This is a genomic window from Xenorhabdus griffiniae, assembly GCF_015163655.1.
GTDB lineage: Bacteria > Pseudomonadota > Gammaproteobacteria > Enterobacterales > Enterobacteriaceae > Xenorhabdus > Xenorhabdus griffiniae.
Genome location: NZ_JADEUF010000006.1, coordinates 18,746 through 44,608, shown reverse-complemented (window position 1 = coordinate 44,608; position 25,863 = coordinate 18,746). Strand labels below are relative to the sequence as shown.

Below are 25,863 nucleotides of genomic sequence, written 5' to 3'. Positions count from 1 at the left end.
TAAAACAGGAGCCTGATATGCTGAAACTTCCTAAGTTCAAAGCGGCTGCGGTACAGGCTGCTCCTGTCTTTCTGGATACAGAAGCGACGGTTGATCTCGTTTGTCGGCTGATTCAGGAAGCGGCAGACAAGGGGGCCAGTTTGGTGGCTTTTCCTGAAGTGTTTGTTTCTGGTTACCCCTATTGGAATTGGGTGATGAACCCAATACAAGGTAGTCCGTGGTTTGAAAAACTGTGCAAATCGGCTATTGAAGTGCCGGGGCCGGAGATCAACAAAATTGCCCTGGCTGCGGCTCGTCATCACATCAACGTTGTGATTGGGGTTAATGAGCGCAGTCCTGACGGCATAGCAACACTCTATAACACGCTGGTGACTATTTCTGATGAAGGGAACATTTTGGGGCGTCACCGCAAACTGGTGCCGACATGGGCGGAAAAACTGACATGGGCGAATGGTGATGCGGCTTCGTTAAAAGTGCATGATACCCGTATTGGGCCATTGGGCGTGCTGGCTTGTGGCGAAAATACCAATCCGTTAGCGCGTTTTTCCTTATTATCTCAGGGGGAATTGGTCCATGTTGCCAGTTACATTTCCCTGCCGGTTGCACCAGCGGATTATGATATGGCTGAGGCGATCCGTTTGCGGGCGGCAGCCCACTGTTTTGAAGGCAAGGTGTTTACCATTGTCTCCTGCTCCACGATTTCGCCGGAAATTGTCACAGCGATGTCGGCCAGCCATCCTGAAGCCGAAGCGTTGCTGGCACGTTCTAACAGTGCATTCACCGGCATTATTGGACCAGATGGGCGCGTGATAGGTGATCCCCTGATTGATAAGGAAGGGATCGTCTATGCGCATATTGACCTGAACCGCTGTATTCAGCCTCGTCAAATGCACGATATCACGGGGCATTACAACCGATTTGATATCTTCGATCTCAAAGTGAACCGTCAGCCAATGCGTGCGATCCGATTTACTGATCTGCCAGCCGATCAGGAGGATCGCCCATGAATAACACACCGCATTTTCGCGTGGGGCTGATTGTTCCTTCATCGAATACGACAATGGAAACAGAAATTCCCGCTATCCTGCAGGCCCGTGAAGTCGTAAACCCTGAACGTTTTACCTTTCATTCCAGTCGAATGAGAATGAAAACAGTCACAAAAGCGGAACTGGCGGCCATGGATGCAGACAGTGATCGCTGTGCGCTTGAGTTGTCGGATGCCGCGGTTGATGTGCTGGGATATGCCTGTTTAGTGGCGATTATGAGCATGGGACAGGGATATCACCGGATCTCTGAAAAGCGCCTCCATCTACGAACAGCTGAAAATGGACATCCGGCACCTGTTGTTACCAGCGCGGGGGCGTTGGTGGATGGGTTACATGCTTTGGGGGCGAAACGGATTTCTATACTGACGCCCTATATGAAGCCATTGACTCAGTTAGTCATTGATTACATTGAAAATGAAGGAATTGAAGTTATCGACAGCATTTCGCTGGAAATCCCCGATAACCTTGCTGTCGGACGACAAGATCCTCTCGCGCCGGTGGAGATTACCAAACGACTAAACAGCAATGTCGATGTGATAGTGGCTTCCGCCTGTGTACAAATGCCTTCTCTGCCGTCAGTAGCACTGATCGAAGATCGGGTGGGGATACCTGTGATTTCTTCATCTGTGGCAACAACCTACATGATATTGAAACAGCTTGGGCTGAATACATACGTTCCGCGATTTGGCTCACTGTTATCAGGAAAATATTGATCGAGATACAAAAGGTTGTTCAACTTATGCCAGATTCAAAAGTATTTGTTGATAATTACTTGCCTGCCTTGCTTGGGCGGGCATGGATGTTAGTTTCGTCTCAATTTCATGATGTCGTTGAAGCGCGGGGGTTGTCAGTGCTGGAGTGGCGGGTGTTATCAGCGTTGACAGGAAGTGGCTCCATTAGCACTGGCCTCCTGGCACAGAAAACGGTCAGTAAACAACCGACTATTACTCGCGTTTTGCAGCGTTTGGAGCTACAGGGGTATGTAGCGCGTTTTGCCAATGTTGGCCGTGATCGCCGTGTTACCTTGGTATGTTTGACTGAAACTGGGCAAAAAGTGGTAGAAGGATTACTGACTGAAGCTGAATCCCATGAGAAAAGTGTGCTGGAGCCATTGGGGGATGGAAAAAGTCAGCTATTGAAAGCGGTTTTGCAGGAACTGATTAAACGGCATACACCAGGGAGGATTTAGTAAATCATTCGTATGGAACATTGTGAGGAATATACCGGTGAATTAGGTATATTCCTCAGATGGATCTTATTTAATTAGCAACTGTTTTTCATCTTCCCGTTGGGCATTTTCCGCCAGCATTTTAAAATCTTTTATTGTCCAATATTGCTTTGGAGCAGGCAGGTTTTTCATCTCATTGGTTGGCCAGAGCTGAAATTCAGCCAGTTTATCCAACGAAAAATGCTGATAATGCTCAGGCAGAGACAAGCGCAGGGCAAAGTGTTCTTTACCGAAAGGCATTAATGGGGAGCGGTTGTCCTGGATATCATAATTCCGGTGCAGAACTAAAAATTTCTCAGGAATGCGTTGATAACTGTTCCACCACAAACCATCTACGCTATCAAACATCTCTTTTGTGCCTGATTTGGGATAATCTCCAAGTTCATGCAAAGCTATCGGCAAGATCTTCGTCATTGCGTCCGAGAACTGTGCTATAGAAGAAGCGTGTCCTTCCAGAATCAATGTCAGCGCCAACCGTGCACCCAACAGGTTTGAATAGAGATCTTCCGGGGAAAAAGCCGAAATGCCCTCTGAAAATCCAGGGACTGATTGATAGCCATACCATTGCGCTATTTCATGCCAGGCGGCAAGTTGAAAAGCGAGTTTAGCCGCTAAATAGGCACTTAGCGTATAGCGTTCAGCCGGATCTTGCGGTGGCGTAAAAGCAAAAAAATGCATTTTACGCGCAGCAAGTTCATTATTCAGGGTTAACTCCCTCTCTTGACCAAGATGAGTGTAAATCTGGCTAAACAGATAAAGCGTATAGTCTGCGGTATCCCTGACATGGGAGATATCAATAAACCCTCCCTTATGGGTATAGAGCAGACCCACTTTTTCATTGCTTACCCCCAACAAGGCGGCACTGGCACCGACAACACTGTCATTATAGTGATGTTCACCCAATTTCTTGGCTTCTACAATATTATCGATGTCATAGAAGGGAATGGGAATATTCCATAGTTGAGCTTTTAGGTTATAGCCGAAAGCACAGCAAGCCCTTAAACCTTCTGGTGGGGCAATGGGAGGTAACGCATTCCAATTTTGCTGTGACTGCTCATGGGTATCACTGACAAGGACCGGTTTGACCGGATCAACTGATTGTGGCTGGTTTTGGCATGCCATCAGTAGAAAACAGAGGCAAAGTGTAACGAATAATCTCAAAACGCTTCCCCAACCTGAAAATAGAATCCAGTACTGTCTTTACCGACACCAAAATCTAATCTGACATTCATGCGTGGTTTAAACTCAAAACGATAGCCAATACCAACAGAAGGAAGCCAATGCCTGGTTCCCAATTGTGAAGGGGAATCTCCCAACGTGCCGGTGCCTATCCAACCGACCACACCGTGGCGCCAGTCCAGTTTATGTCTTAACTCTAACTGTGTTGTGAAGATATTGTTGTCACGATAACGCCCTTCATAATATCCGCGCATCCGCTGGCCGTTACCAAGCAGTGATAGCTGGTTCCACGGGACATCACCTGCGCTGAAACGGGCATAGTTATCGAAGGCCAGGACGGTCTTTTCAGATAACGGGTAATAGGTCGAGAACTGAAGCTGTGTGGTATGGAAACGGTGATCGCTACCTAATTCTGGGGAAAAATAGGTATAAACGATCTCAAATGCCTGTCCGTGTCGTGCATTGGGTAAAAAGTCCCGTGTATCATAACTGAAGTGGGCACTTATACCGGAACTCATCACGGAACGGCCACCGACAGACTGGGAAAAATACCGTTTCGCTCCGCTATCCGGATCACTGGCATTGACGGATGAGAAATTCCAGCCTAATCCCATATAGGTGGTATTAGCGACGCGGTAGAGAAGTCGCGGATGAATAGCAAATTCCTGTGAACGGTATTCCTCTTTGTTACTGTCATTTTTACCGGCACGATAACCTTTACCCCAATAGTAAGTTGGGATGTTATTCAGTGTACCGGAAACGAATAACCGCCATTGGTCACTGGCAAGAAAATTGTAATTGGTAAAGTTCAGGCCAAACGCGCCAGTAGATGAAGCAAATCCACTGAGTCCTAATGAAGAAGTCTGGCTGATGTTATCTAAATGGTCAGGACGGTACAGGCCAACGACGGCAACACCAATCCCCATCCCCATTTCAGGGGTGTAGAAAGGACCAGGCAATACGCCCCAATCAATTTTTTTGCGGTCATCAAAATGATTACTGCCGCCTAATTCGTTTAACCAACCATCAATTTTTTGCCGGTTAGGCAAGATATCAGCGTGGGCTGATGAAATGGTGAAGATAAGCAGGCTGGCAATGACGACCAGCCTTTTGAATGTTGCAAAGCCAAACATTAAAAACGGAACTCACCGGAAATAAAGAAACTGTTTCTGTTACCAAAACCGACTTCTGACAGGATATTGAAATTACGAGTGATTTCGAAGCGTGCACCAACGGTATTGTTCCACTTATGGGCAAGGTGTTGTTCAACGTCGAATTTGATGTCAGATTTATATTTACCTTTATCAGCTGGATTATTTTTAATTGGTCCAAACCAGCTAGCTAGCTGAGGTGGTAAAGTGAGCTTGCTGACATCACCTTTAAAGCGTTGGGTAATATTTTGGTACATAGCACCTACCCATACCTGAACCTTGCTATTTCCCTGTCCGGAAAAGAGTGGTTCAAACACAAACTCATAACCAACGCGAGGTGTGAGGACAAAAGCACTGATATCACCATCTAGAATATCCAGATTAGTGCGAGTGTAGTTTGCATCTAGAGTGGCAAAAAATTGGTTATAACCACCAGCAAATGTTACACCACCACCATAGGTTTTTCCTTTGAAATTCAATTCAAAAGGAATATTTTCTAGCCAAGGTTCCTCCATATTCATAAAGTAAATGCTATCAAGATTAGTTTTAGATTTACCTTTAGTTGTTCCATACACTCCATAAACATTCAAAAAAGGTAGAACCCAAGTATCCAATTTCAGCAGATGGGACTCATTTTTTTCTCTTGTATCACCTGCGTTAACAATGATTTTGTCTTTCCAATTTTTATTTATAAGTGGATTTGTAAATTCAAATTTAATGCTATCCACAACAACATCCTGGCGCAGATTCATATAACCATAACTAGCACCAAACGGTTCAGGCAGGTCGTAACCTTTTGCGCGTGCGGCATCACCCCAAATTGGCAGAATACGAGATCCCGATTTAGTCGATTGGGATAAGCTACCGTCATTATTTGTTTGCTGAACGCCAGACTCGGATACGGTTAATGAAAAAAGTGGGCGCTCGCTATCTGCATAACTGTATGAGGCCGCAAGACACAAAGTGGCAGCTAATAATTTGTTGGTATTAGTTAAGTTCATAAGTGAATTCGCTTCCTAATTTTTGATATTTAATTGTCTGTAAAATGAACATGTTAAGACGGAAAGGCGCGTAGATTATCATAGCTATTTTGGGCAATCATCAATGATCTATGTTTGTAGGTGGAATATCGCACGATTTGGAATATTCGTTTGTTTTATCGTCAAATAGAGCGAGTTTTATCTCTCCAGATGTTAGTAAAAATAATTAATTTATATTGCAATTATTTCTTATATTGATTTTTATTTCGGTTACTTAAAATAAGAAGATAGTCTATAACGGTTTTAATTTTATTTATTATTTACATGACTTATCACAATAAGCCATTGTTAAACGACAATTGATAATCTTATTTTTGGTTTTCTATTATCTTATTTAATTTATATTAATTTTTTTTATGTTTTTCATATTGGAATTATTCATTGAGCCTATGGGGAATATTTGTTTTTGTCTCGTTCTACAATCAGCGTTTGCGGTTTATCCCTGTACCTACAGGGAATACCCAAACTAATCCTCAGAAAGTGGTTTAAATTTCACTAAACGCAGGCCATCAAAATCTATCGGTTCCCTTCGGTTTTCACCAAAGGTCTGAAAATCAAATCCAGATTCGGTGTTGGTCTGCCATGCCATAACTGCATTTCCATCTTCGGTCAGCTCCGTGATTTGTTGCCAAATCATTTCCCTGATTTTATGGGATATATTACCCACATAAACCCCTGCCCGTATTTCCAGTAACCAAATAGCCAGCCGCCCCCGTAATCGAGGAGGAACAGCTTCTGTTACGACCACCGTCATACTCATCTCTATTGACTCCTGTGTCCAATGTCACCGATAGAAATGGGTTCGGGAATCGCCGGGGGTTGTGCATCAGCAGGAGGAAGCGGTGGGGAAATTTCGCCCGCCGCAAGCACTTCTTCAATTAAGGGAATAAGGCGTTTCAGAATTTTGTCTGTCCTGAATTTTTCACGACAAGCAATTCTGACTTGCCTGTCAGGAGCAATACTATTGGTGGCAGCAACTTTAAATGCAATAGGCACGACGGTATCAAACTTTAAGATATCTGCAATATCATAGACAAATGACAAAGGCTTGCCAGTATGCAGAAAACCAATAGCAGGTGCATAACCCGCCGCCAGAATAGCGGCTTCGGTCACTCCATATAGGCATGAGGTTGCTGCACTAATGCAGCGGTTGATGAGATCACCCTTATCCCAATCAGTATGATCGTAATTGCGCCCGTGCCATTTTACGCCATATTGTTTTGCCAATATTTGATAGGTTTTCCTGACGCGGGCACCTTCAATGCCCCGAAGCTGTTCGACATTGCGTTTTTGGGGAGCAGGTTCACCAAAACGTAATTCAAACATTTTGCGGACAACCTTGAGCCTTAAATCCTCATCCAGTGCTAATTTAGCCTGATAAAGCAGCCGGTCTGAACGCGCACCGCCTGGCTGTCCTACGGAATAGAGTCTGACACCGGCTTCTCCCACCCAAATAAGCAATGTTCCGGTGGTAGATGCCAATTTTACCGCAGCATGACTAATGCGGGTACCTGGCTCCAGCATAATGCAAGCAAGGGAGCCGACGGGAATATGCATACGTTCGCCGTTGACTTCATCAATCACAACAAACGCATTATCTTTGACATCAATACGTCCCATACCAATAAAGATCATTGAATTCCTGTCCTTGATGGGAATGGGTTTTAATGGAATAAATGCCATTACAGTGCCCTTATCAGCATTAGCCCACAACCAAAGGATTTTGCCCTGCCAAATCCCTTCTGGTATTGCTCAAGGAAAAGTTCGCTATCTGACAAAGTGAGCACACCCTGAAAATCTACGCTGGAAAATGCCACCTTCTGGCCAGAGGCTTTAAAGCTGCGATGTTGGGTATAACGTTCAATATCCGGAGCAAAATCAAAGCGAATTCCCCAATTAGCCAGCCGTTTTTCATCTTGTATCCAGGTTTGGGCGGCCTGCATCATTGCTGATTCAAGGTCTCCTGAGCTACCAGCATGTCTTGTCTGACGCTTGGCGTGCATCAACACATCATGGCGCAGCTGTTTGCCTGAGTTTTTATTTGTGAGGCAGACAGTGGGATTCGCGCGGAGTTTGAACGCCAGTTTTTGTCCATTATGTAATTGAGGGGCAAAAGACTTGGTCTGAATCTGGAACCGCGAGGAATTGGCTATCGGTGCGGTTGTGGACAACACAAGAAATTCAGGTCTGCCACTTAAGCTCATCTCTTGCCTGAAAAGGAAATTGCGTTCTTCTTGCTCCGTAAACAATTGCCACAAGAGTTGGTGGGAAGCATAGACATCATTCTTCGTCTTTTTTCGTGACGGTGCTTGTATAGAGTAAGCAGAAGGGTGCAAGGTGACTTTAGACAGATACATGTGTTCCCTCCACGACTGATAACTGGAACGATAATTGGTGCATCGTGCGTTGCGTAAACTGCCAGCGGCTACGTGATAGTGGCTCATCCCAAAGTTGATGCGTCAGTATTGTCGTATCAGGGATCGTGATCTCGTCTTTATCTCCTTCCCAGAAATAACTCACGACATCATGATTACGCTGCCAATAATAGTGATTGGCCTTTTCTGATTGATAAGGCAAGAGAGGAAAAGGCGTATCAAGGGCGGCTTTTAATGACGGGTATTCTGTCAGTTGCGGCATCATCGGAAGTGCAAGAGGGCAGGATTTTCGCCCAAGACTCAGCGTAAAAATGGGTTTTATCAGCGCATCACGCAAGGCAGAAAGAGCGAAACTGGCCTGCTCGGTCAAGGAAATCGCGATAATCCACACACCATCAGTAAGATAATCGCGTGAAGACAGTATGGTGTTTAATTTGGATTTATCACGTAACTCACTTTTACGGGTTGGATGAGACTGTTTTTTCTCTTGCGAAGGAACCTGGGAGGTATGGTAATCCCGCATCAATAAACCGGAAACGCTCTGTTTGATGGCGATTTTGACACTCTGCTGTAATGCCATAAGTTGTGTTTCATCATCGCGCCGGATGCCCAGTGCTGCACCTAATAACCCCAGAATAGCCGAACGGGTTGGATAAGTGCCGGTCGGCCGGTTTTCACCGACCGCTTCTACTCCCCAACTGGCTAGTGCCCCATATAAACGAAAGACCAGGTAAGTCTTCATATTGGCCTCTTTTATTCAGTAACGAATTGAAGTAGCTCAGCAAAACAGCCTTTACCCGTGACGGCATTGATGCTATAGCGCGTGTCAGCACAAGCACCATAAACGTTATCGAAGTTTTCTCTCTGATTTTCTAACGCTTTGATGGCATCGGTTGCCTGATCTTCGCTATCAACGGGCTTTAAGAATGCAACAGACAGGGAGCGAGGCTGATATTCTCCCTTTTCCGCCAACACATAGCTGGCATAGGCACGGGAGCCGAAACTGTTTTGTTTACCGGATGGGGCGATTTTAATAGCGGCTTCTGTCAGGGCTGCGATGGCTTGATTCGCCAGGGTTTCATTACCTGACAGATTTTCGATTAATAAAGATTTGTTGATACAGATATAGCTGTAGAACAGAGCAGCCGCAAAGCCAGTTTCGCCAATATGAGCCGAACCGGAATCGTTTTTGCCCGCATTGAGATCGTCAACAGCGGTAAAATAGTCATCTTCCACCGCAACACTGTGAACGCTGATAGCGTGGGCAACCTGACAGGCTGCTTCCACATTATAGGCAGGGCTGGATGCCAGCATACGGCCAAACAATGCAATATCTACGGCGGTTTTTTCTCTGCTCAACAGATTCAGCTCTTCCTTGGTTGGTGCGCGATTTTCGGTGATAAGTTTATCGGCCAATGCAAAGGTCGCCTCTTTTTCTGCCGGGCTGATATGAGCTAGCTGTTCAATTTCCAAGGGTTCATCTTTTTTCTTTTTGCCAAAAACTTCCGCAATGGCAGAAGCCCATTCAGTTGCTTGCTTCTCTTTGATTCCTCCAGTAAGCAGGCGTTGATAAACCTGAAATCCAAAGCGTTTGGTACGAAAACCAAGGTGCTCAGTGAGAGCATCCTGAAACAGGTCAGAGATCCGCCAGTGACGTTTCAAACTTTGAGAACTAATTCTTAATCTCTCCGCTCCGCCCATTCTGGCGGTTTTTGGGCGTCCGAGATCGTCGCGGTTCAGGTTGGCAGGGGGGTAGGAGGTTAACAGATGTAGCTGAATAAATTGGCTCATTTAAAATACCTTATTAGATTAAAAGTGGCTAATTATTGGCGTTATTTAGCGGCCTTGTAGTAATCCATCGCCCATTGCACACAGAGGCGTTTATTGGCTCGATATGCTCTTGGCTGGTGGTACTCTCTCAACCATTGTTCAATATCTTTGGCGAGGGATAACACGGAAACTTGGCCTTTCAGTTGTTGTAGGATGCGCCGCAAACGCATAATAAATTCATCGGGTGTTTTGGCTGCCTGCAATTGGGCAAAGCGATGTGTACTGACAATCGGCTTGTCATTTTCCGTTTTGGTGCCTGCGGCAGTTGCCAGATTAGTGGTGGTGTTGGTTTTGACATACACCAGCGTGACGGCAATCATCGCCCATCGCGTAACAGTCTGTTGCTGAGCTTCTTTGATAATATCTTCAGGTAAGCTGAACCATAATGCGCGAAAACCTTCGGTTAGCGTTGCTGCCTCAATATCTTGGCAACGCTTTAATTCAGCTTTAAAGAGCGTTGGTGCAGGGAGGATCTCTTTTTTCTTCAATTCTTCGGAGGATAAAAACATGCTTTCCCACCAGCGTAGTAAACGACCTTCACTTAGGTTATTCATTGATAATTTCCCCCTTCTTCTTGTTCTTGGATGATTGGATTTCTATATTGTGCTCTGCCATAAATGACTTGATATCTTTCGAACCTATCAGCCACCTGGTAAGAATTTGTCGCGCCTCGATCTTTTCGATGAGTTTTTCGGGATCGGTATCTTCTGACAGCACGAACTCATCAAAGAGATCAAAGCAGGTATTTCTAAGTTGGTAGAGCCAGGTTTTAGCGTCTTCGGTGGAGAGGGAAGATGCTTTATGCTGGCTGCTGACAATCTGTTGAACAGCCTTAAAAAAGGCAGTCTGGGTGCGTTGATAGAAAGTCGCATCAATAAATGACATATCGCCTTTTATCTCATTCGGGCGACGGAACCACGCGTTTTTGATCTGGGTACGACACTGCGTCAATGCATTGGCAGAGAGGTTTTGTAGTGTTTTGACGCGCCGGAAAACGGCATCTTTCTTTTCAATCGGCATGGAAAACAGAGGCAGGGTGGTGGAATACCAACCGCGGGCTTTCATGTTGTCCATATCATAGCCAAAAACCCATAACCGAGGGGTGGAACTTTGTTCATCGGCAAAATAATCATTGATCTGGCTAAAATGGTCGATAACCTGGGCTGCCTGTTGCCCCTGTTTATCATCGGAAAAAGTCAGGCTATCCCAGATCTTATAGGTCACACCCCCGGGTTGCCCTTTGATAGAAAGGTGCTCTTCATCCGGTTTTTTCGGATTCCACCGATAGGGGGTTAGAGGATGTTGCCAGGTACCAGAATAATTGTTGCCATAGTTTTGGGTACGATAACCCGAAACGGATGGGTGAGTTGCTTGCCCTGTTAATTGGCAGATGGCGGGCTTATCCTCTATCTCCAGCCGGATCCGCCGTGGCATGGCCCAATACATATGCAGTTCATGGACATTATGTGCGTAAATTTCTGTTCCTGCTTTTTGGCTGTTATGAGTTTTACCCAACCAAGGAAAAACGTCTGGGCTATTGAGATCAGGATCGGGGTAAGGCCAATGTTCCCGATTAATGACATTCAACCAAAGTTTTTGCCATAGCGAAGCATCCGGTTCTTGTGGCTGAATCAAGGTCGTGAGTGGACCACCTCCCCGTAACCCGACACGATGTCCAACACCGCCGGCAGGCGCGTTAATCTGTAGTGTGAATAGGGCAATGGCGGCCATTTCAGGGGAAATGACTTCACATTGGCTGCGTTTAATAAAATGATCAGTATTATCCTTCAATGTTTTTTCACCCGGCGATTCAATTAACAATCCTGAAATGCTGGTGGGTTTCCTTTCTGCTAACGAATCAAGATCCTGCATAAACAGAGGACCATGCCCTGTCAGATTAAAAGCATGTTCTACTCGATTAAATGCAGTTTGTAGGTCCGCTTGGGTAGGGGCTTGTTGATAAAACTCATACCATTCGTCTTCATCTTCAGGAGCAAAAGCGGTTTGCAGCAAACCAATGGCCAGTTGGTAAGCGGCACCCTGAAAATCAGCCCGTGGCAGTACAAAATCGACAACGGTAGGATCGCAGATTGCCGTCAGAGGTCGCTTTTTCTCACTGCCATCTTTCATTCTAAAAGTCAGCCATGCGTCTTTAACGAGGTTCATTACGCCTCCTGCTTGGGATAAAAACCAATGTTGGGATCATAAGTAAAATGCGGGTCACTCTCTGGCAGCCAGATTTGCAGGTATTTGACGGACTTGAATTTATCCTGTAACCGCTCCACGGTTTGAGAAAGGGACTCTGGTATGGGTTGCAGCTTATCGGCAAATTTGTTTTTTGATATTTTGATAATACTTAATTGGACAGGAAATTTTTCATCCTCTACCCACGGTATTAATTCCCCATTTTCAGTCAGTTTGACAAGCAGCACGCTCACCGTTTCGATATCGCTAAATCGGGTGCTGATATCGCTGTCATCGTCATACCAACCACGGGCACTGCGTTTGCTATATTCATAGCGCTGCCATTGCAGGGCTTGTGATCGTGCTGCGGCATCTTTGCTCAGCCCTTCCGCTATGGCTTCGTTATCTTTGTATTTGAGTGCATCAGGGATCTGTTCATCAGCATCTTCACCGTAAACGGCTTCGATCAAGGTTCGCGCCTCAGCAGGCATACGAATCGCTCCCAAGCGCAGGAGTTCGCGTAAACCAAGCCATAAACGTCCGGCTGAACGATAAACATATTGGGTATTGCGAAAATCTTTGCTCAGCCAATCCGCTTTGGGTTGATCATCCCATTCTGGGGCGTGAAGATATAATTCAGGCGCAGAGCGGCTATCGGTAATACCTTGCTTGTATTCACTATTTGCGTTACGAGTATGGCGGTGCAAACGACCAACCCGCTGAATCAAGTCATCAATCGGGCAGATATCAGAGATCATGACATCCGTATCTGCATCAAGGCTCTCCTGAAAGACTTGCGTAGTAATCAGGATATTGCCTTGCCTATCTTCCCGATTGCTTTCTTTACCAAAGATTGCCAGCACACGATTTTCGATCTTTTTTCGGTCATGCAAAATAAAGCGACTGTGGAACAACAGGCAATTTTCCGGTTGAGCCATTTGTGCCTGAATAAGCCGGAAAGCATGGAGTGCATCATCCACTGAATTGCGAACCCAAACCACACATTGCCCATTTTGAGCGGCGTTGAGGGCGATTTGTACACATTCATCCAGATGATTCACCGTTTTTACGGTGACAGTACGGCTGACATCTGGACGACTGTGCAGGGGCGTTTCAACCAATGGAGCTTCTGGATTTAACGTGACATGGGTTGCCAGTGGAAAGGCCGTTTTTTGCAATTTCTGTGGCGGTATGCCGCTGGCAGATAACCAGATATCCACCAGTCGTTGGCGCTGTTTCAAGGAAAGTGTAGCAGTCAGTAATACCACGGAACCACCCTGGTGCAGGTGCAGACTTAATACACTTTCCAGCAATGCAAACATGTATTCATCGGCGGCGTGTACTTCATCAAAGATCAATACTTTGCGATTTAATCCAATCAATCGAAGCGACTGGTATTTTCTCGGTAAAACGGCAAGTAATGCCTGATCGATAGTACCTACCCCCACCGATGCCAATAGGGCTTTTTTATTAGAATCGGCTAACCATCGGTGGCACTGTGCTGTCGCAGTGCTATCGTCTCTGGTGTAATCACTGTCGTTATGTTCAGACGTCAGGATGATGTCACGGAAATTATCATTCATTTCACGTGCACCGTGCGCGAGAACGAGACTAGGTAGTTTGCCGTTTTCTGTATCAAACATATGGTGATAGTGTTTGGCGATTCGGCCAAACATGGCGTTGGAGGTCGCCATTGTTGGCAGACCAAAATAGAAACCGTCCGCAGCACCAGTTTGCATTAAGCGGTGAGTCAGAGCGAGGGCGGCTTCTGTTTTGCCTGCGCCCGTAACGTCTTCCAGAATAAAAAGTTGTGGGGAATCATCAATCGGGACTTCTTCCGCCCATTTTTGTAATGGGGTTGGTGAAAATTGGTAGTACTCCTCGATAGAAGTATAAGGCGATATCACGGGAGTGTTATGGATATCAATACCATCTAAGGCGATTTGGGCTTGTTCTTGCGTAAGCTGCCAATATTCTGCCAGCGGAAGGGCTTTGGTTTGATAACGAAAATGATAACAGTCAGAGCCTACCCAGTCCGCCAGCACGACAATACCGGCAAGTTGCCAACTCACTTGTTGTAGTTTGCGCCGCCACTCTTTTGAAAGCAGTTTTGCCAATGGTAGATGAGGTTGAAAAAGTGTCAGAAGATCATGAGTGAACGCCGTTGCATCAATAACATTTTGGGACTCGGTAAAATCGGTAATTGCGTTCCAACTATCGTCATCAATGGGTTTACCATGATGACCAAGCATACACTGCATCAAAACCATTAACGTTTTCAGGGCTTGTTTCTTTTGTTTATCTTCACTGAATTGCAGGCTGTCATCTCCCACTAAAGCCAGCAGTACGTCATCCTGAATTTTTTTCCAGAAAAATAGCCCTAACCGATCATGCCTGAAATGTCTGGAGTCATAGGGGGAGTATTGTTTTGGTTTAATTAGATCAGTATCTTCTTGGGAATATAATTGCTGAAATGCAGAAGCAAATTTGCCGATATCGTGCAGTACCAGAAAAAAAGAAAATAGATTTTGTAATGATTCTGGTGATAATCCCAAAAAATTTGCGAGATCTTGCGTTAATTTCTTATGTGGCGCCAATAATAATTGACCTACTGCGGCGACATCTAAGCAGTGATAGGCCAGGAGATGATAATTTTCGTTAGAATAGGGATTCTTTTTAGCTTTTCCCCAATATCGTGTGAGGTAATTAAAGTTATTGATTAAATTAGTCATATGCTCTCATGAGTAAATAAAATTATAACTTGCCTATATTAATGGTTTGTCATTAATCTTCTGCATTTTCTATATATTGACTAAATCGAAGTAAATAACCATCTGGATCTTGAACGAGAAATTCCCTCTGACAGATTGTGGTATCACCTATGCAATAATAATTATCTTCCAGTGGTCGATAAAGTTCGATTTCGTTAATTTTCAGGTTTTCCAGGATTGACATAATGTTATCGACTTCAATTTGAAAATTAATACCACGCCCTAATGGTCTATTAAGTTCTCCAGTATTCCAACCATCGTCATGAAATACTTCCAGCATTAATTGTGCTTCACCTAATCCTAAATAAACAAAATCAGGATTTTCTCGACGAATTAATATTTCGAACCCTAATATTTTTTGATAGAAATCAAGTGAAGCTGCAAAATTGGTCACGGTAAGTTCTGGTACCATACGATTCCAGTAAGTTATTTCTGTTGCATTATTAGCGTTCAAAGTGTTTTCCTGGGTGATTATATTTTTTAAAATAGCGAGCTACTTAAAAAATTAGTTAAATCCACTGCATTAACAACGGATTTGGAGAATTTAACCTATTTTATATTATGTTATCACTAACATTTTATCTTATATGGAATATTGATCACATTCAGGATTATGTGAACCGTTAGTGATGGAAATCCTATAGCATCATAATGAGCTAAATTTTGATGATTCTCTTTATGGTTATCCTGTAATAATTTCTGAGTGGAATTATCTGATAATGTCTTATCTTGATAGGTTGCTTTTCGTTTCAGGTATCTAATTTCTTGTTGAAGTTTGTTTATAGTTTTAATGGGATTTGAAGCCAGTAGTGCTTTTAGTGACTTTTTGCGCCAATTATATTTTCAAGTCTCTAAAGTGTATGATTTTGTTATCCAAGTAAGTGTTTATTCCCGTATTCACGGGGAACACACAAATCGCTCCGTATGTCCATGCGGACAGGGCGGTTTATCCCCGTACTTACGGGGAACACGTTTGATGTATCGTAGGCATTATCGTTCATGGCGGTTTATCCCCGTACTCACGGGGAACACTATCTTGGTCATCAACTTCTAATAGCCAGTAGCGGTTTATCCCCGTACTCACGGGGAACACGCATAGTTTGATTTGATAACAGCAAGATCAGACGGTTTATCCCCGTACTCACGGGGAACACTGGAACCGTTTGAACAAGGTGGAGTACATAAACGGTTTATCCCCGTACTCACGGGGAACACTCGCTCCTTTGCGCTGCGGCTTCCGGTACTTTCGGTTTATCCCCGTACTCACGGGGAACACATTTGTGATCACTTTGGCTTTACACAGATTATCGGTTTATCCCCGTACTCACGGGGAACACTACAACAACCACATCCAGCGGCGAGTTCTATACGGTTTATCCCCGTACTCACGGGGAACACCCATGTTTTGCCATCGAACTGAATGTAGTTGCCGGTTTATCCCCGTACTCACGGGGAACACCCATGTTTTGCCATCGAACTGAATGTAGTTGCCGGTTTATCCCCGTACTCACGGGGAACACGGAATTAGCCCGACCGATATCTGACAAACTAACGGTTTATCCCCGTACTCACGGGGAACACATCACATCGATATGTCATTACAGATTGAGAAACGGTTTATCCCCGTACTCACGGGGAACACCCGTCGCCCTGAGTGTAGGAAAAAGAAACACCCGGTTTATCCCCGTACTCACGGGGAACACCGCCCCATGTGATAACCTTTGGATATAATAACCGGTTTATCCCCGTACTCACGGGGAACACCAATTCTTCCATCAGATACCAACGCGGCATATCGGTTTATCCCCGTACTCACGGGGAACACAAATGGATTTTGAATAAGCTTAATCTGATTGGCGGTTTATCCCCGTACTCACGGGGAACACCGTTTTTTAATAATAGAGGCATATATGAACGGCGGTTTATCCCCGTACTCACGGGGAACACGCCTAAAACCCCGAACGGCGTCCTGCATATCTCGGTTTATCCCCGTACTCACGGGGAACACACTTAGGGTGTAGGGTTCAAAGCGGATCAACTCGGTTTATCCCCGTACTCACGGGGAACACGTCAATCTGTGGTTTAAAGCCGCTCACCCGAACGGTTTATCCCCGTACTCACGGGGAACACGAGCGGATTTCTGCTGCCGTGAATTCACTAAAGGTTTATCCCCGTACTCACGGGGAACACTGCTGGCAATGCTATCGCTGTTACCCCGGTAGCGGTTTATCCCCGTACTCACGGGGAACACGGCGTCGATACGCGCTGCGAGGCGGGCTACAGCGGTTTATCCCCGTACTCACGGGGAACACTTCATTAGGCCAATAATAACGACCCTGAATTTCGGTTTATCCCCGTACTCACGGGGAACACTGCTGGCTGAGATCTCTTCGGCATCTAAATAGCGGTTTATCCCCGTACTCACGGGGAACACTCTTCTGAAATCTTCGCTATTTAAATCTTTGCCGGTTTATCCCCGTACTCACGGGGAACACTTTGCTGTCATGATGTCATTCCTCCACTTGTTCGGTTTATCCCCGTACTCACGGGGAACACTGCATCACGTTCAGCGGCCTTGCGTGCACGTTCGGTTTATCCCCGTACTCACGGGGAACACCCTAATTTTATCTATCTGTTTTATAAAATCTTTTTAGGGCCGAAAAATTCTACCATTTTTTAGCCTATAAAGTTAGCCAAATTTTCCCGTTCATTTTTCTGATTTACCATCTGTAATGTAGATCGCATTTAATTCATATTCTTAACTCTTATTTACCAACTTATGAGATTCCTATTGCAGAAATCGCAAAAGAACCTGTTGGCCTTAACTCAACAACAAAGAGAGTAAGAGTTATGAAAACTATTGTGTTGTGCGGTGGGGATGTTAGCAACAGATTGGAATATTCACTCAAACGCGTGTAAGTCATCACAATTTCAGTAATTACTGCTAAACAAGATGCGAGTATATTGGCATTTTTCACCAGAAAGCGTGTTGTAATGATGTATAAATATGTTAAAACCGCAAGTTATTCCTCTGCACCTATCAATAACTGATTGTATTACATTGAAAATGAAGAAAAAACGCCCAGCTTTACAAGATGTTGCCGACCTCGTTGGGGTCACAAAAATGACGGTCAGCCGTTTTTTACGCAATCCCGATCAGGTTTCTGAAGCGTTGGGAAAACGAATAGCGGAAGCTGTGGAGCAACTCGGCTATATCCCCAACCGTGTACCCGATATTCTTTCTAATTCCACCAGCCGTGCAATAGGTGTTTTGCTTCCTTCCTTGACCAATCAGGTCTTCGCTGAAGTTATCCGTGGTATTGAGCATGTGACTGATCGCAATGGATATCAAACCATGCTCGCCCACTATGGTTATTCTGCCCAGAAAGAAGAAGAACGTTTACTCTCCTTGCTTGCTTACAATATTGATGGCCTGATTCTGGCTGAACGCACGCATACCCCCAAAACGTTAAAGGTGTTGCAAACAGTAGGCATACCCGTAGTTGAATTGATGGACAGTGTATCGCCTTGCCTTGATATTGCAGTAGGAATCGATAATTTTGCAGCAGCTCGTCAGATGACGATGGCAATGATCGAACGCGGTTGCAAAAACATTATTTACCTCGGTGCACGGCAGGATGAGCGAACGATGATCCGTTTGCAAGGGTTTGAAATGGCGATGTTTAATGCTGGGCTTCAACCGAGAAAAATGATGACACCAGTCAGCTCTTCTTATTCGTTAGGCGCGCAACTTTTGCAGGAATCTTGTCAGAAATATCCCGAAATTGATGGTTTGTTTTGTACTAATGATGATATCGCCATCGGGGCAATTTTCGAGTGCCAGCGACAGGGGATTAAAGTACCGGAAGAGATTGCGATAGCTGGCTTTCATGGTCATGATGTCGGCCAGGTAATGACTCCCAAGCTTGCCAGTGTGTTGACGCCTCGTGACTTAATGGGACGCAGGGCTGCGGAATCCTTGCTTACTCGTTTGAGAGGGGAAAAGCTGGAACAAACTCTGATCGATGTTGGCTTTACCCTTTCATTGGGTGAAAGTGTTTAATTTTTGTAGCTCAAAATGATGCTTTCCCATTTTCAATTGCGATAAGCCTCACATTTTCCTTTTTTGATGGTCCTGATTGATTGCCCACCATCCAGCTCTGCTGCTAATGTTACCGATAACATTCCATGAATAATATTCCCTGCTAATTTTTTAGTGTCAATCAAATGGATATATAAGCAGTCAGATCTGTGTAAAGGAGTTTGATATGGGTGATACCCAACAACCAAACCATGTTTTTGTATTGATGGGGGTATCCGGCAGCGGTAAATCAGCGGTTGCCAGTGGTGTTGCCCGTAAACTAGGGGCTGCGTTTCTGGATGGAGACTTCCTTCATCCCCGTGCCAATATTACAAAAATGGCACTGGGCCACGCCTTGAATGATGATGATCGCAGGCCATGGTTGAAGGCACTCAATGACGCCATTTTTGCCATGCAGCGCACCAATTCTATCTCCCTGCTCGTGTGTTCTGCCTTGAAAAAAAATTATCGGGATATGTTGCGTGATGGCAATCAAAACCTGTCGTTTCTCTATATGAAAGGGGATTTTGATTTAATCGAAGGCCGCCTGAAAGCACGCAAAGGACATTTCTTTAAACCACAAATGCTCATCTCACAATTTGAGACACTGGAAGAGCCGACCAGTGATGAAAAAGATGTCCATCACATTGATATCACACCCGATCTTGATGAAGTCATCAAAAATGCGATTAAAGCTATTGACCATATTCAATCCATTAACTGTATTAGTGAGGGATGTTCATGAGCACTGTAACTCTGGTTTTGACAGCTGTCGGTTCTGTTCTCTTATTATTGTTTTTGGTGATGAAAGCCAGGTTACAGGCATTTATTGCCTTGATGATAGTTTCCGTGGGGGCAGGAATTTTTTCTGGTATGCCACTGGAGAAAATCACCCAGACAATGCAGGACGGCATGGCGGGCACTTTGGGTTTTCTTGCCATTGTTGTGGCTCTTGGCGCAATGTTTGGCAAGATCTTGCATGAAACGGGAGCCCTTGACCAGATTGCCGTGAAACTGTTGAGTTGTTTCGGTGAAAAGCGGGCTAACTATGCGTTGGGTGTTGCCGGTTTTGTCTGTGCATTACCACTGTTTTTTGATGTGGCGGTTGTGTTATTGATTGGCGTGGTATTTGCCGTTGCGCGTCGCACCAATGGCAATGTCGTGAAACTGGCGCTTCCATTGTTCGCAGGTGTTGCGGCGGCGGCCGCGTTTTTGGTTCCGGGGCCAGTGCCAATGATGCTGGCTTCCCAGATGGGAGCCGATTTTGGCTGGATGATATTGATTGGCTTGAGCGCCGCCATTCCCGGCATGTTATTGGCTGGCCCGATATACGGTAATTTTATCAGCAAATATGTGACACTGGATTTACCCAAAGATCTGGGGACACCAAGTATTGGCAAAAGTCAGATGCCTTCCTTTGCCTTCAGCTTGGCATTGGTATTATTCCCATTGATATTGGTGGGCTTGAAAACCATTGGTGCACGTTTTGTTGATCAGCAATCAACGCTATATCATTGGCTGGAATTTCTTGGTCATCCTTTCATTGCTATTTTGCTTGCTTGTCTGGTGGCAATTTACGGGTTGGCGATCCGTCGTGGTATGGGCAAAGAGAAAGTCATGGAGGTCTGCTCTGCAGCGATTCAACCTGCGGGAATTATTCTGCTGGTGACAGGTGCAGGTGGTGTCTTCAAACAAGTGCTGGTGGATTCAGGTGTTGGGCCAGCATTGGGTAATGCGTTGGTCGGTGCCGGCCTGCCAATCGCGCTGGCGTGTTTTATTTTGTCGGGAGCGGTGCGTGTGATTCAAGGTTCAGCAACTGTCGCATGTTTGACCACGGTAGGATTGGTTCTGCCAGTGATTGGCGAGTTAGGCTATTCCGGTGCGCAAATGGCCGCGTTGTCAGTATGTATTGCCGGTGGCTCTTTGGTTCTTAGCCATGTGAACGATTCTGGTTTCTGGCTGTTCGGTAAGTTTACTGGTGCGACAGAAGCACAAACCCTAAAAACTTGGACGGTAATGGAAACCATTCTCGGCACAACCGGCGCGATGGTTGGTATGATCTATTTCGCTATGTTGTGATGAAGCCTTTTTAAGCGATTTTTCATGGCACCTTATGATATGAATTAAGGTGCTTTTTTATTAATTCTCCTAACTTCTCGACATAGGTTTTGTTGTTTCTATAATTGAGTGTCAGTCATTGACTTATAGCTTTTGGGTGATAGGATAGATTTTATCCATGGTTCATTGAACGACAGTAATGCTATTTATTGAAACAAAAATATTTACAGATGATGTAGTTCAATTATTAACAGATGATGATTATCGCGAATTTCAGACATTTTTGGCTATTCAGCCTGAATTTGGTCAAGTTATTCCTAATACTGGTGGACTTAGAAAAATTCGATGGAGTTCCTATGGAAAAGGAAAGCGCAGTGGCGTAAGAGTCATTTATTACTACAAATTATCTGATTCACAGATAAGATTATTGTTAATCTATAGAAAAGGGATTAAAGATAATCTAACAGAACAAGAGAAAAAGATATTACGCGATCTCAATGAGAGGTGGTAAATGGATGCAAAATTGTTTGAGCGTCTAACTGAAAGTATGACGCAAATGAATGAAATTATTGATGGTACTCGTGAACCTTCACGTGAAACACATGTGGTAGCTGTGCAAGTCAAGAAGATTCGACAATCGACGGGATTGTCCCAGACTGGATTTGCAAAACTGATTTCAGTGAATGTTGATACATTGAGAAATTGGGAACAAGGACGCCGCCAGCCTACAGGTCCTGCAAAAGCACTTTTGCGCGCTATTGAACGTGATCCTGAACATGTATTGCCAGCACTTTCCGGTACGAATTAAGTTGTTGCATATCAGTATTAATCGCAATGGTGGTAGCCTTTTTAAGCGATTTTTCATGGCACCTTATCCATCATAAGGTGCTGTTTTACACTATTCCCCTCATTAGCTGCTAAATAAATCTTATTTCCTGCTCGCTTACCAACCGCAATCACTAATATACCAATCGCCTTTTAAGATGCGTTTTATATCTCCCGTTACGCAGGGAGATTGGTATAACCGCTTTATTTAAAAACTGTTACGACTTACATAGGGCACTTTAATTATTCAATCAATGCCATAAACTGCGTATAAAGCGCTTCGGCACTGCGTTCATAACCGTCTGCGGAAAGGTGAATGTAATCAGGACGAGCGAGGTTTTGCTGTTCCCATCCTCTGATCGAACATGGCCCCCCCATATATTCCCGCCAATCCCAAAACAGGGTGTGCTGTTGTTTGGCAACGGTTTGTTGGATCTGAATCACATGATCAAGTAAGGCAGGTTGCTGCTCTTCACAGCTTGCCGCAGTTTTATTTTTTAGCGAATCATTCGGCCCAATCAGCAGGATAACGGCTTGCGGTATGGCTCTGCGGATCTCTTGTATTTTAGCTGTCAAATCCTTCTGATAAGCAACCAAATCCAATGAATCGTTAAAGGCTTCATTGGTGCCATAGGCGAGAAAAACCATATCCGGTTTTATCTGTGCCAGCGTATTAATCCATTGCGGTTGCCATTTATCCAGCATATTAATAGTGGCGCCATTAATCCCCAATGCAGATAACATAATGCCAGGGTTTTGACGCTTTATCAGCCAGCCGCCGATTTTCAATTGTGTATCCTGTGGATAGAGATTGATGGGGAAACTGACGCCCTGTTCTGGTGAGAAATGCCATTCACTTTGTGTTGCGGGTAACTCTATGGTGGTAAATGGCATTTTGATTTGAGTCGCTGTATGGGATTGATAGAGTGCACTCAACCAGTATTCGCCACGAGCAGAGGAAGACTTGATTTGTATCGCACTCCTGGTACTTTCGGGAATGGCGATAAACCCACCCAATGGATAATCAGCCCGATTTTCCTTGCGGCTGCTGGAAAGCCACCAACCGGTTTTATCCTCAGAGAATTGTATTAAGGCGTTACGCTGACCAGGAATGCTCATTGGAGGAATAAAACCTGGCCCTGCGTCACCATAATGATTCTGTAATAAACTGCGCAACTTACCGGTAAAGAAATCGGCAGCCGTGTGTGAATCACCCAATTGTACAAAATGGAGTTGGCGAGTATCGCTGTGACGTAATTTATCTGTTAATAGCGTGAAATTGGGATCACCAAAATTCGTCAATTGTTGTTGACGATATATATGTGTTGCTTGGAGCTCCGATGCAGGCTGCGATTTTTCTCCCTTGCACGATAACAGGCTTATTGAGAGCGCGATAGCCAGACTTGCACCCACTATCCGATAAAATCTGCGGAACATGTTAAATGGTTGCATTTTCTTTAACTGGCTCCTGAGTAAATGTGATCAATGAAAATAGATAATCCGCAATAGTTTGTTGCCCTTTCAAACTGAAATGGATACCGTCTCCGCTGCGGAGTTTGATGGTGCTGCTGCCATCGCCAATATAGTCTGAATAATTATCTGACTGATATTTGAACATATCATTAACCGCAACATAGATTTCTCCCTTTTTTTCTACCTCAGTTTGGTACAATTTATTAAGGTAAGACACCCTGTTGGAAAGTTTTTTCTGGCGCATATTCGGTGGTCCAACCCAAATAACATCAGCCTGATGTTGGCGAGCGTCATTTAAGATGGATTCAATTCGTTGACGATAAAGATCCTCCCAGTTTTCACTGGCGAATTTCAAATAAGGGCCTCCGTGTCCTGAAGGAATATCCCATGGATCATTTGGACCTAAAAATATCATCACCAACTTAATGTCAGGGTGAGTCCTCAATGTATCGTTAATCGTTTTTGGCCAATCAAAGAAGCCAGGATAAGATAACCCTGTACTTTGTTTACTTAAGTTAATACTGGATATGCCATATTGCTGAAACAGTCGACGTTTTAAATGTGGGGCTACGCCCTGCATCATTGAATCACCGGCAAATAACACCTTATCTTTTACGCCCAAATTCGCATGGGTTTTTTGGACAATTTCAACAAGCGGATTTTCTGCTGAACTATTTGGCGGTAAAGAAGACTGAACGAGTTTAATATTTTTGTTCAGTAGTTCAGGAAAGGTGAAAGAGAGGTTTTCGATGGGATACACGTAACCTTCAAGAAAACGCAAGCCAACCTGAAAATCAGGAGGAAATATTGTTTGCCGGTTATCAATATTCATGGCTGATGACGGGGTAACCTGATATTTACCCTGCGCATATGCCATAAAAGTTTTACTGGCAGCAATGGAACCTTGCTGCACATTATTCCCCAAATCCCACCACGGTTCCCCCTTGAGAGATGTCCAGGGACTATTGCGGTGATATTTCTGTTGCCAGAAATTATCTAACGAATCTTGATTAAGCCAAATTAACATTAAGCTGGTTAATGCCACGGCACAAATCACTTGCCCGACTTTTTTAAGGTTAGAGGTAAATTCAGAAGTTGGCATAGATAAATCCTGGCATTCCTGAAGGTGACAAAATAAATACCAATGTGAGGATCAGGGCTAAGGGAATTGGGTAATAAACCCAGGAAATCAGGTTATAGTTTTTTTCAATTTTGTGTCTGAAATTCACCAACCAGGGGTAGATAATAAAGGAACCCCAGAAAACCATTAATAGCGACCTGCTGGATAACAGGGAGGCAAATGTGTCGCCAGAGAACAGTTGATTTAATACTGCCAGCGCATCATTAAACGTTGGGCTACGGAAAAAGATCCATGCAAAGCAAACAAAATGGAACGTCACAACACGAGATAAAAATAATGCAAGTGGACTTTTGGCTTGTAGTTCCCTCTGTTTCTTTGCCATAGGGAGCAGGGCATTTTTAATATTTTGCAGAATTAACCCTAATCCATGAATGGCGCCCCAAATAATAAAACTAAGACCTGCACCATGCCATAGGCCAGAAATTACCATAGCGGTGAATATATTTAAGTTCTTGCGGAATACGCCTTTTTTGTTACCGCCTAATGGAATGTAGACATAATCACGGATGAATGTTGACAGGCTGATATGCCAGCGACGCCAAAATACCTGTAAGTTTTCAGCCAAATAAGGGGCATCAAAATTGCGTGGCACTCGGTAACCTAATAGCAGAGCGATACCTGTGACAAGGTCGGTATAGCCGGAAAAGTTAAAGTAGATATTCCAGGCATAAGCATAAATTGCCACAAGGACTTGCCCTGCATGATGGCTAATCGGATCTTCAAAAACGGGATTCACGAGATACTCAGAGAGCGTAGCGCTGAGTAAAAAGAGTTTTACGATGGCGATAGCAATCAACAATAGCGCCTTCAATGGTTCCAGTACCATTCTCGACGTTGCCTGAATCTGTGGCAGAAAATCTTTGGCTCGATTAATCGGTCCGGCGACAATGCTGGGAAAAAAGCAAAGATACAATATGACATCATACAGTGGTGCGGCAGGCAGCTCTTTCTTGCATACCGATACAACATAGCTGACCGAATGGAACGCATAAAATGACAATCCCAGTGGTATCAGCAATTCAAGGACAGGGAGTTCCACGTTGATCCCAGCATTAGCCAATACGTGTTGAATCGATTCTTGAAAGAAAGAGTAATATTTGAAAACAGTGAAACAGCCAAAGATCCCGAATGTCAGTAGTGTAAATATCATCTTATTAGATAAATAACGACTAAGAACATTGGCCAAAAAGTAAATAAACAGGGTATAGGCGAATAAAATGTAGGCGAATTTCGCGGCAAAAGAGAATACAAATAAATAACTCGCTAAAATTAACACGCCATTCTGTAGTCTGGGCGTTTTTTGTAAAAGCCAATAGACAAGTAGCAGAATAACAAACGATCCAAGGAACTCAAAAGAGAAGAAATTCATATTAGGCTCTGGTTAAGCATTTATCGTTGGGAGAAAGAATGTAATTCTGAAGTGCATTATAGTATGGAATTTGTCGATGTTTACAGTAGATAATACAAAGACAGATTATAAA

At 44.4% G+C, this 25,863-nt stretch carries 23 protein-coding genes and 1 CRISPR repeat array; of the genes, 8 read left to right on the top strand and 15 right to left on the bottom strand.

All coding sequences use genetic code 11. From position 1 onward, the window contains the following. The first annotated feature begins 17 nt into the window (after positions 1-17). The 3 genes from IQ211_RS02415 to IQ211_RS02405 are packed head-to-tail and all read left to right on the top strand — an operon-like array spanning position 18 to position 2,235. Entirely contained in the window at positions 18-1,007 is a 990-nt protein-coding gene (locus IQ211_RS02415) for a carbon-nitrogen hydrolase family protein (RefSeq protein ID WP_189758799.1), read from the top strand. Beyond that, positions 1,004-1,759, top strand: coding sequence for a maleate cis-trans isomerase family protein (locus IQ211_RS02410; RefSeq protein ID WP_276529765.1), 756 nt, complete (start codon positions 1,004-1,006; stop codon positions 1,757-1,759). Before IQ211_RS02415 ends, IQ211_RS02410 begins: the two co-directional genes overlap by 4 nt. A gap of 26 nt (positions 1,760-1,785) precedes the next feature. Then, the gene (locus IQ211_RS02405) at positions 1,786-2,235 is read left to right on the top strand and encodes a MarR family winged helix-turn-helix transcriptional regulator (protein WP_189758798.1); all 450 of its coding nucleotides are present in this window, start codon (positions 1,786-1,788) and stop codon (positions 2,233-2,235) included. A 66-nt stretch (positions 2,236-2,301) separates the two neighbouring features. Here the strand turns inward: IQ211_RS02405 and IQ211_RS02400 are convergent, their stop codons facing one another. From IQ211_RS02400 to IQ211_RS02345, 12 genes are all read right to left on the bottom strand, one after another. Beyond that, a complete protein-coding gene (locus IQ211_RS02400; RefSeq protein WP_189758818.1) occupies positions 2,302-3,396 on the bottom strand; it encodes a DUF4056 domain-containing protein in 1,095 nt (364 codons plus the stop codon). A 35-nt stretch (positions 3,397-3,431) separates the two neighbouring features. Next, complete coding sequence (locus IQ211_RS02395) at positions 3,432-4,586, bottom strand: BamA/TamA family outer membrane protein (RefSeq protein ID WP_189758797.1); 1,155 nt, start codon at positions 4,584-4,586, stop codon at positions 3,432-3,434. After that, the gene (locus tag IQ211_RS02390; protein WP_189758796.1) at positions 4,586-5,605 is read right to left on the bottom strand and encodes a hypothetical protein; all 1,020 of its coding nucleotides are present in this window, start codon (positions 5,603-5,605) and stop codon (positions 4,586-4,588) included. The genes IQ211_RS02395 and IQ211_RS02390 overlap by 1 nt, the downstream gene beginning before the upstream one ends. A gap of 505 nt (positions 5,606-6,110) precedes the next feature. After that, positions 6,111-6,404, bottom strand: a complete 294-nt coding sequence (cas2e, locus tag IQ211_RS02385; protein WP_189758795.1) for a type I-E CRISPR-associated endoribonuclease Cas2e — start codon at positions 6,402-6,404, stop codon at positions 6,111-6,113. A gap of 2 nt (positions 6,405-6,406) precedes the next feature. After that, positions 6,407-7,327 carry a type I-E CRISPR-associated endonuclease Cas1e gene (gene cas1e / locus IQ211_RS02380; RefSeq protein ID WP_189758794.1) on the bottom strand — a complete coding sequence of 307 codons (921 nt, stop codon included), beginning with the start codon at positions 7,325-7,327 and terminating at the stop codon, positions 6,407-6,409. Next, positions 7,327-8,001: a type I-E CRISPR-associated protein Cas6/Cse3/CasE gene (gene cas6e, locus IQ211_RS02375; protein WP_189758793.1), complete on the bottom strand. Its 675-nt coding sequence runs from the start codon at positions 7,999-8,001 to the stop codon at positions 7,327-7,329. Before cas6e ends, cas1e begins: the two co-directional genes overlap by 1 nt. Beyond that, positions 7,988-8,761, bottom strand: a complete 774-nt coding sequence (gene cas5e, locus IQ211_RS02370; protein ID WP_189758792.1) for a type I-E CRISPR-associated protein Cas5/CasD — start codon at positions 8,759-8,761, stop codon at positions 7,988-7,990. Before cas5e ends, cas6e begins: the two co-directional genes overlap by 14 nt. 11 nt (positions 8,762-8,772) lie before the next feature. Then, entirely contained in the window at positions 8,773-9,810 is a 1,038-nt protein-coding gene (cas7e, locus tag IQ211_RS02365; RefSeq protein WP_189758791.1) for a type I-E CRISPR-associated protein Cas7/Cse4/CasC, read from the bottom strand. A gap of 41 nt (positions 9,811-9,851) precedes the next feature. Next, entirely contained in the window at positions 9,852-10,403 is a 552-nt protein-coding gene (gene casB / locus IQ211_RS02360) for a type I-E CRISPR-associated protein Cse2/CasB (protein WP_189758790.1), read from the bottom strand. Continuing rightward, positions 10,396-12,015 (bottom strand): type I-E CRISPR-associated protein Cse1/CasA, encoded by a 1,620-nt coding sequence (casA, locus tag IQ211_RS02355; protein ID WP_189758789.1) that lies wholly within the window; start codon positions 12,013-12,015, stop codon positions 10,396-10,398. The genes casB and casA overlap by 8 nt, the downstream gene beginning before the upstream one ends. Beyond that, complete coding sequence (gene cas3, locus IQ211_RS02350) at positions 12,015-14,765, bottom strand: CRISPR-associated helicase Cas3' (RefSeq protein ID WP_189758788.1); 2,751 nt, start codon at positions 14,763-14,765, stop codon at positions 12,015-12,017. Before cas3 ends, casA begins: the two co-directional genes overlap by 1 nt. A gap of 52 nt (positions 14,766-14,817) precedes the next feature. Beyond that, complete coding sequence (locus tag IQ211_RS02345; RefSeq protein ID WP_189758817.1) at positions 14,818-15,216, bottom strand: bleomycin resistance protein; 399 nt, start codon at positions 15,214-15,216, stop codon at positions 14,818-14,820. 469 nt (positions 15,217-15,685) lie between these two features. Continuing rightward, positions 15,686-17,421: a CRISPR direct-repeat array (repeat unit 29 nt; unit sequence CGGTTTATCCCCGTACTCACGGGGAACAC). Positions 17,422-17,871: 450 nt separating this feature from the next. Here IQ211_RS02345 and gntR point away from each other — a divergent pair. The 5 genes from gntR (at position 17,872) to nadS (ending at position 21,751) form a co-directional block, all read left to right on the top strand. Beyond that, entirely contained in the window at positions 17,872-18,867 is a 996-nt protein-coding gene (gene gntR, locus IQ211_RS02340) for a gluconate operon transcriptional repressor GntR (protein WP_189758816.1), read from the top strand. Between the two features lie 205 nt (positions 18,868-19,072). Continuing rightward, positions 19,073-19,630, top strand: a complete 558-nt coding sequence (gene gntK, locus IQ211_RS02335; RefSeq protein WP_189758787.1) for a gluconokinase — start codon at positions 19,073-19,075, stop codon at positions 19,628-19,630. Further along, positions 19,627-20,964 (top strand): gluconate transporter, encoded by a 1,338-nt coding sequence (gene gntU / locus IQ211_RS02330; RefSeq protein ID WP_189758786.1) that lies wholly within the window; start codon positions 19,627-19,629, stop codon positions 20,962-20,964. The genes gntK and gntU overlap by 4 nt, the downstream gene beginning before the upstream one ends. A 178-nt stretch (positions 20,965-21,142) precedes the next feature. After that, on the top strand, positions 21,143-21,454 hold the full coding sequence (locus tag IQ211_RS02325) for a type II toxin-antitoxin system RelE/ParE family toxin (protein WP_189758785.1): 312 nt from the start codon (positions 21,143-21,145) through the stop codon (positions 21,452-21,454). After that, complete coding sequence (nadS, locus tag IQ211_RS02320) at positions 21,455-21,751, top strand: NadS family protein (RefSeq protein ID WP_189758784.1); 297 nt, start codon at positions 21,455-21,457, stop codon at positions 21,749-21,751. Between the two features lie 260 nt (positions 21,752-22,011). Here nadS and IQ211_RS02315 read toward each other — a convergent pair whose 3' ends face one another. The 3 genes from IQ211_RS02315 to IQ211_RS02305 are packed head-to-tail and all read right to left on the bottom strand — an operon-like array spanning position 22,012 to position 25,751. Then, positions 22,012-23,220, bottom strand: a complete 1,209-nt coding sequence (locus IQ211_RS02315) for an SGNH/GDSL hydrolase family protein (RefSeq protein WP_189758783.1) — start codon at positions 23,218-23,220, stop codon at positions 22,012-22,014. Next, entirely contained in the window at positions 23,207-24,343 is a 1,137-nt protein-coding gene (locus IQ211_RS02310; protein WP_189758782.1) for an SGNH/GDSL hydrolase family protein, read from the bottom strand. Before IQ211_RS02310 ends, IQ211_RS02315 begins: the two co-directional genes overlap by 14 nt. Then, entirely contained in the window at positions 24,330-25,751 is a 1,422-nt protein-coding gene (locus tag IQ211_RS02305) for an MBOAT family O-acyltransferase (RefSeq protein ID WP_189758781.1), read from the bottom strand. Before IQ211_RS02305 ends, IQ211_RS02310 begins: the two co-directional genes overlap by 14 nt. Positions 25,752-25,863 lie beyond the last annotated feature (112 nt).

Coding starts and splice junctions, on each gene's coding strand:
- cas6e (WP_189758793.1), bottom strand. CDS start 8,001: ATGTATCTGTCTAAAGTCACCTTGCACCCTTCTGCTTACTCTATACAA.
- IQ211_RS02410 (WP_276529765.1), top strand. CDS start 1,004: ATGAATAACACACCGCATTTTCGCGTGGGGCTGATTGTTCCTTCATCG.
- gntR (WP_189758816.1), top strand. CDS start 17,872: ATGAAGAAAAAACGCCCAGCTTTACAAGATGTTGCCGACCTCGTTGGG.
- cas3 (WP_189758788.1), bottom strand. CDS start 14,765: ATGACTAATTTAATCAATAACTTTAATTACCTCACACGATATTGGGGA.
- IQ211_RS02345 (WP_189758817.1), bottom strand. CDS start 15,216: ATGGTACCAGAACTTACCGTGACCAATTTTGCAGCTTCACTTGATTTC.
- casA (WP_189758789.1), bottom strand. CDS start 12,015: ATGAACCTCGTTAAAGACGCATGGCTGACTTTTAGAATGAAAGATGGC.
- IQ211_RS02390 (WP_189758796.1), bottom strand. CDS start 5,605: ATGAACTTAACTAATACCAACAAATTATTAGCTGCCACTTTGTGTCTT.
- IQ211_RS02395 (WP_189758797.1), bottom strand. CDS start 4,586: ATGTTTGGCTTTGCAACATTCAAAAGGCTGGTCGTCATTGCCAGCCTG.
- cas5e (WP_189758792.1), bottom strand. CDS start 8,761: ATGAAGACTTACCTGGTCTTTCGTTTATATGGGGCACTAGCCAGTTGG.
- IQ211_RS02415 (WP_189758799.1), top strand. CDS start 18: ATGCTGAAACTTCCTAAGTTCAAAGCGGCTGCGGTACAGGCTGCTCCT.
- cas2e (WP_189758795.1), bottom strand. CDS start 6,404: ATGAGTATGACGGTGGTCGTAACAGAAGCTGTTCCTCCTCGATTACGG.
- gntK (WP_189758787.1), top strand. CDS start 19,073: ATGGGTGATACCCAACAACCAAACCATGTTTTTGTATTGATGGGGGTA.
- casB (WP_189758790.1), bottom strand. CDS start 10,403: ATGAATAACCTAAGTGAAGGTCGTTTACTACGCTGGTGGGAAAGCATG.
- IQ211_RS02305 (WP_189758781.1), bottom strand. CDS start 25,751: ATGAATTTCTTCTCTTTTGAGTTCCTTGGATCGTTTGTTATTCTGCTA.
- IQ211_RS02400 (WP_189758818.1), bottom strand. CDS start 3,396: ATGGCATGCCAAAACCAGCCACAATCAGTTGATCCGGTCAAACCGGTC.
- cas1e (WP_189758794.1), bottom strand. CDS start 7,327: ATGGCATTTATTCCATTAAAACCCATTCCCATCAAGGACAGGAATTCA.
- IQ211_RS02325 (WP_189758785.1), top strand. CDS start 21,143: ATGCTATTTATTGAAACAAAAATATTTACAGATGATGTAGTTCAATTA.
- IQ211_RS02315 (WP_189758783.1), bottom strand. CDS start 23,220: ATGCAACCATTTAACATGTTCCGCAGATTTTATCGGATAGTGGGTGCA.
- IQ211_RS02405 (WP_189758798.1), top strand. CDS start 1,786: ATGCCAGATTCAAAAGTATTTGTTGATAATTACTTGCCTGCCTTGCTT.
- IQ211_RS02310 (WP_189758782.1), bottom strand. CDS start 24,343: ATGCCAACTTCTGAATTTACCTCTAACCTTAAAAAAGTCGGGCAAGTG.
- cas7e (WP_189758791.1), bottom strand. CDS start 9,810: ATGAGCCAATTTATTCAGCTACATCTGTTAACCTCCTACCCCCCTGCC.
- nadS (WP_189758784.1), top strand. CDS start 21,455: ATGGATGCAAAATTGTTTGAGCGTCTAACTGAAAGTATGACGCAAATG.
- gntU (WP_189758786.1), top strand. CDS start 19,627: ATGAGCACTGTAACTCTGGTTTTGACAGCTGTCGGTTCTGTTCTCTTA.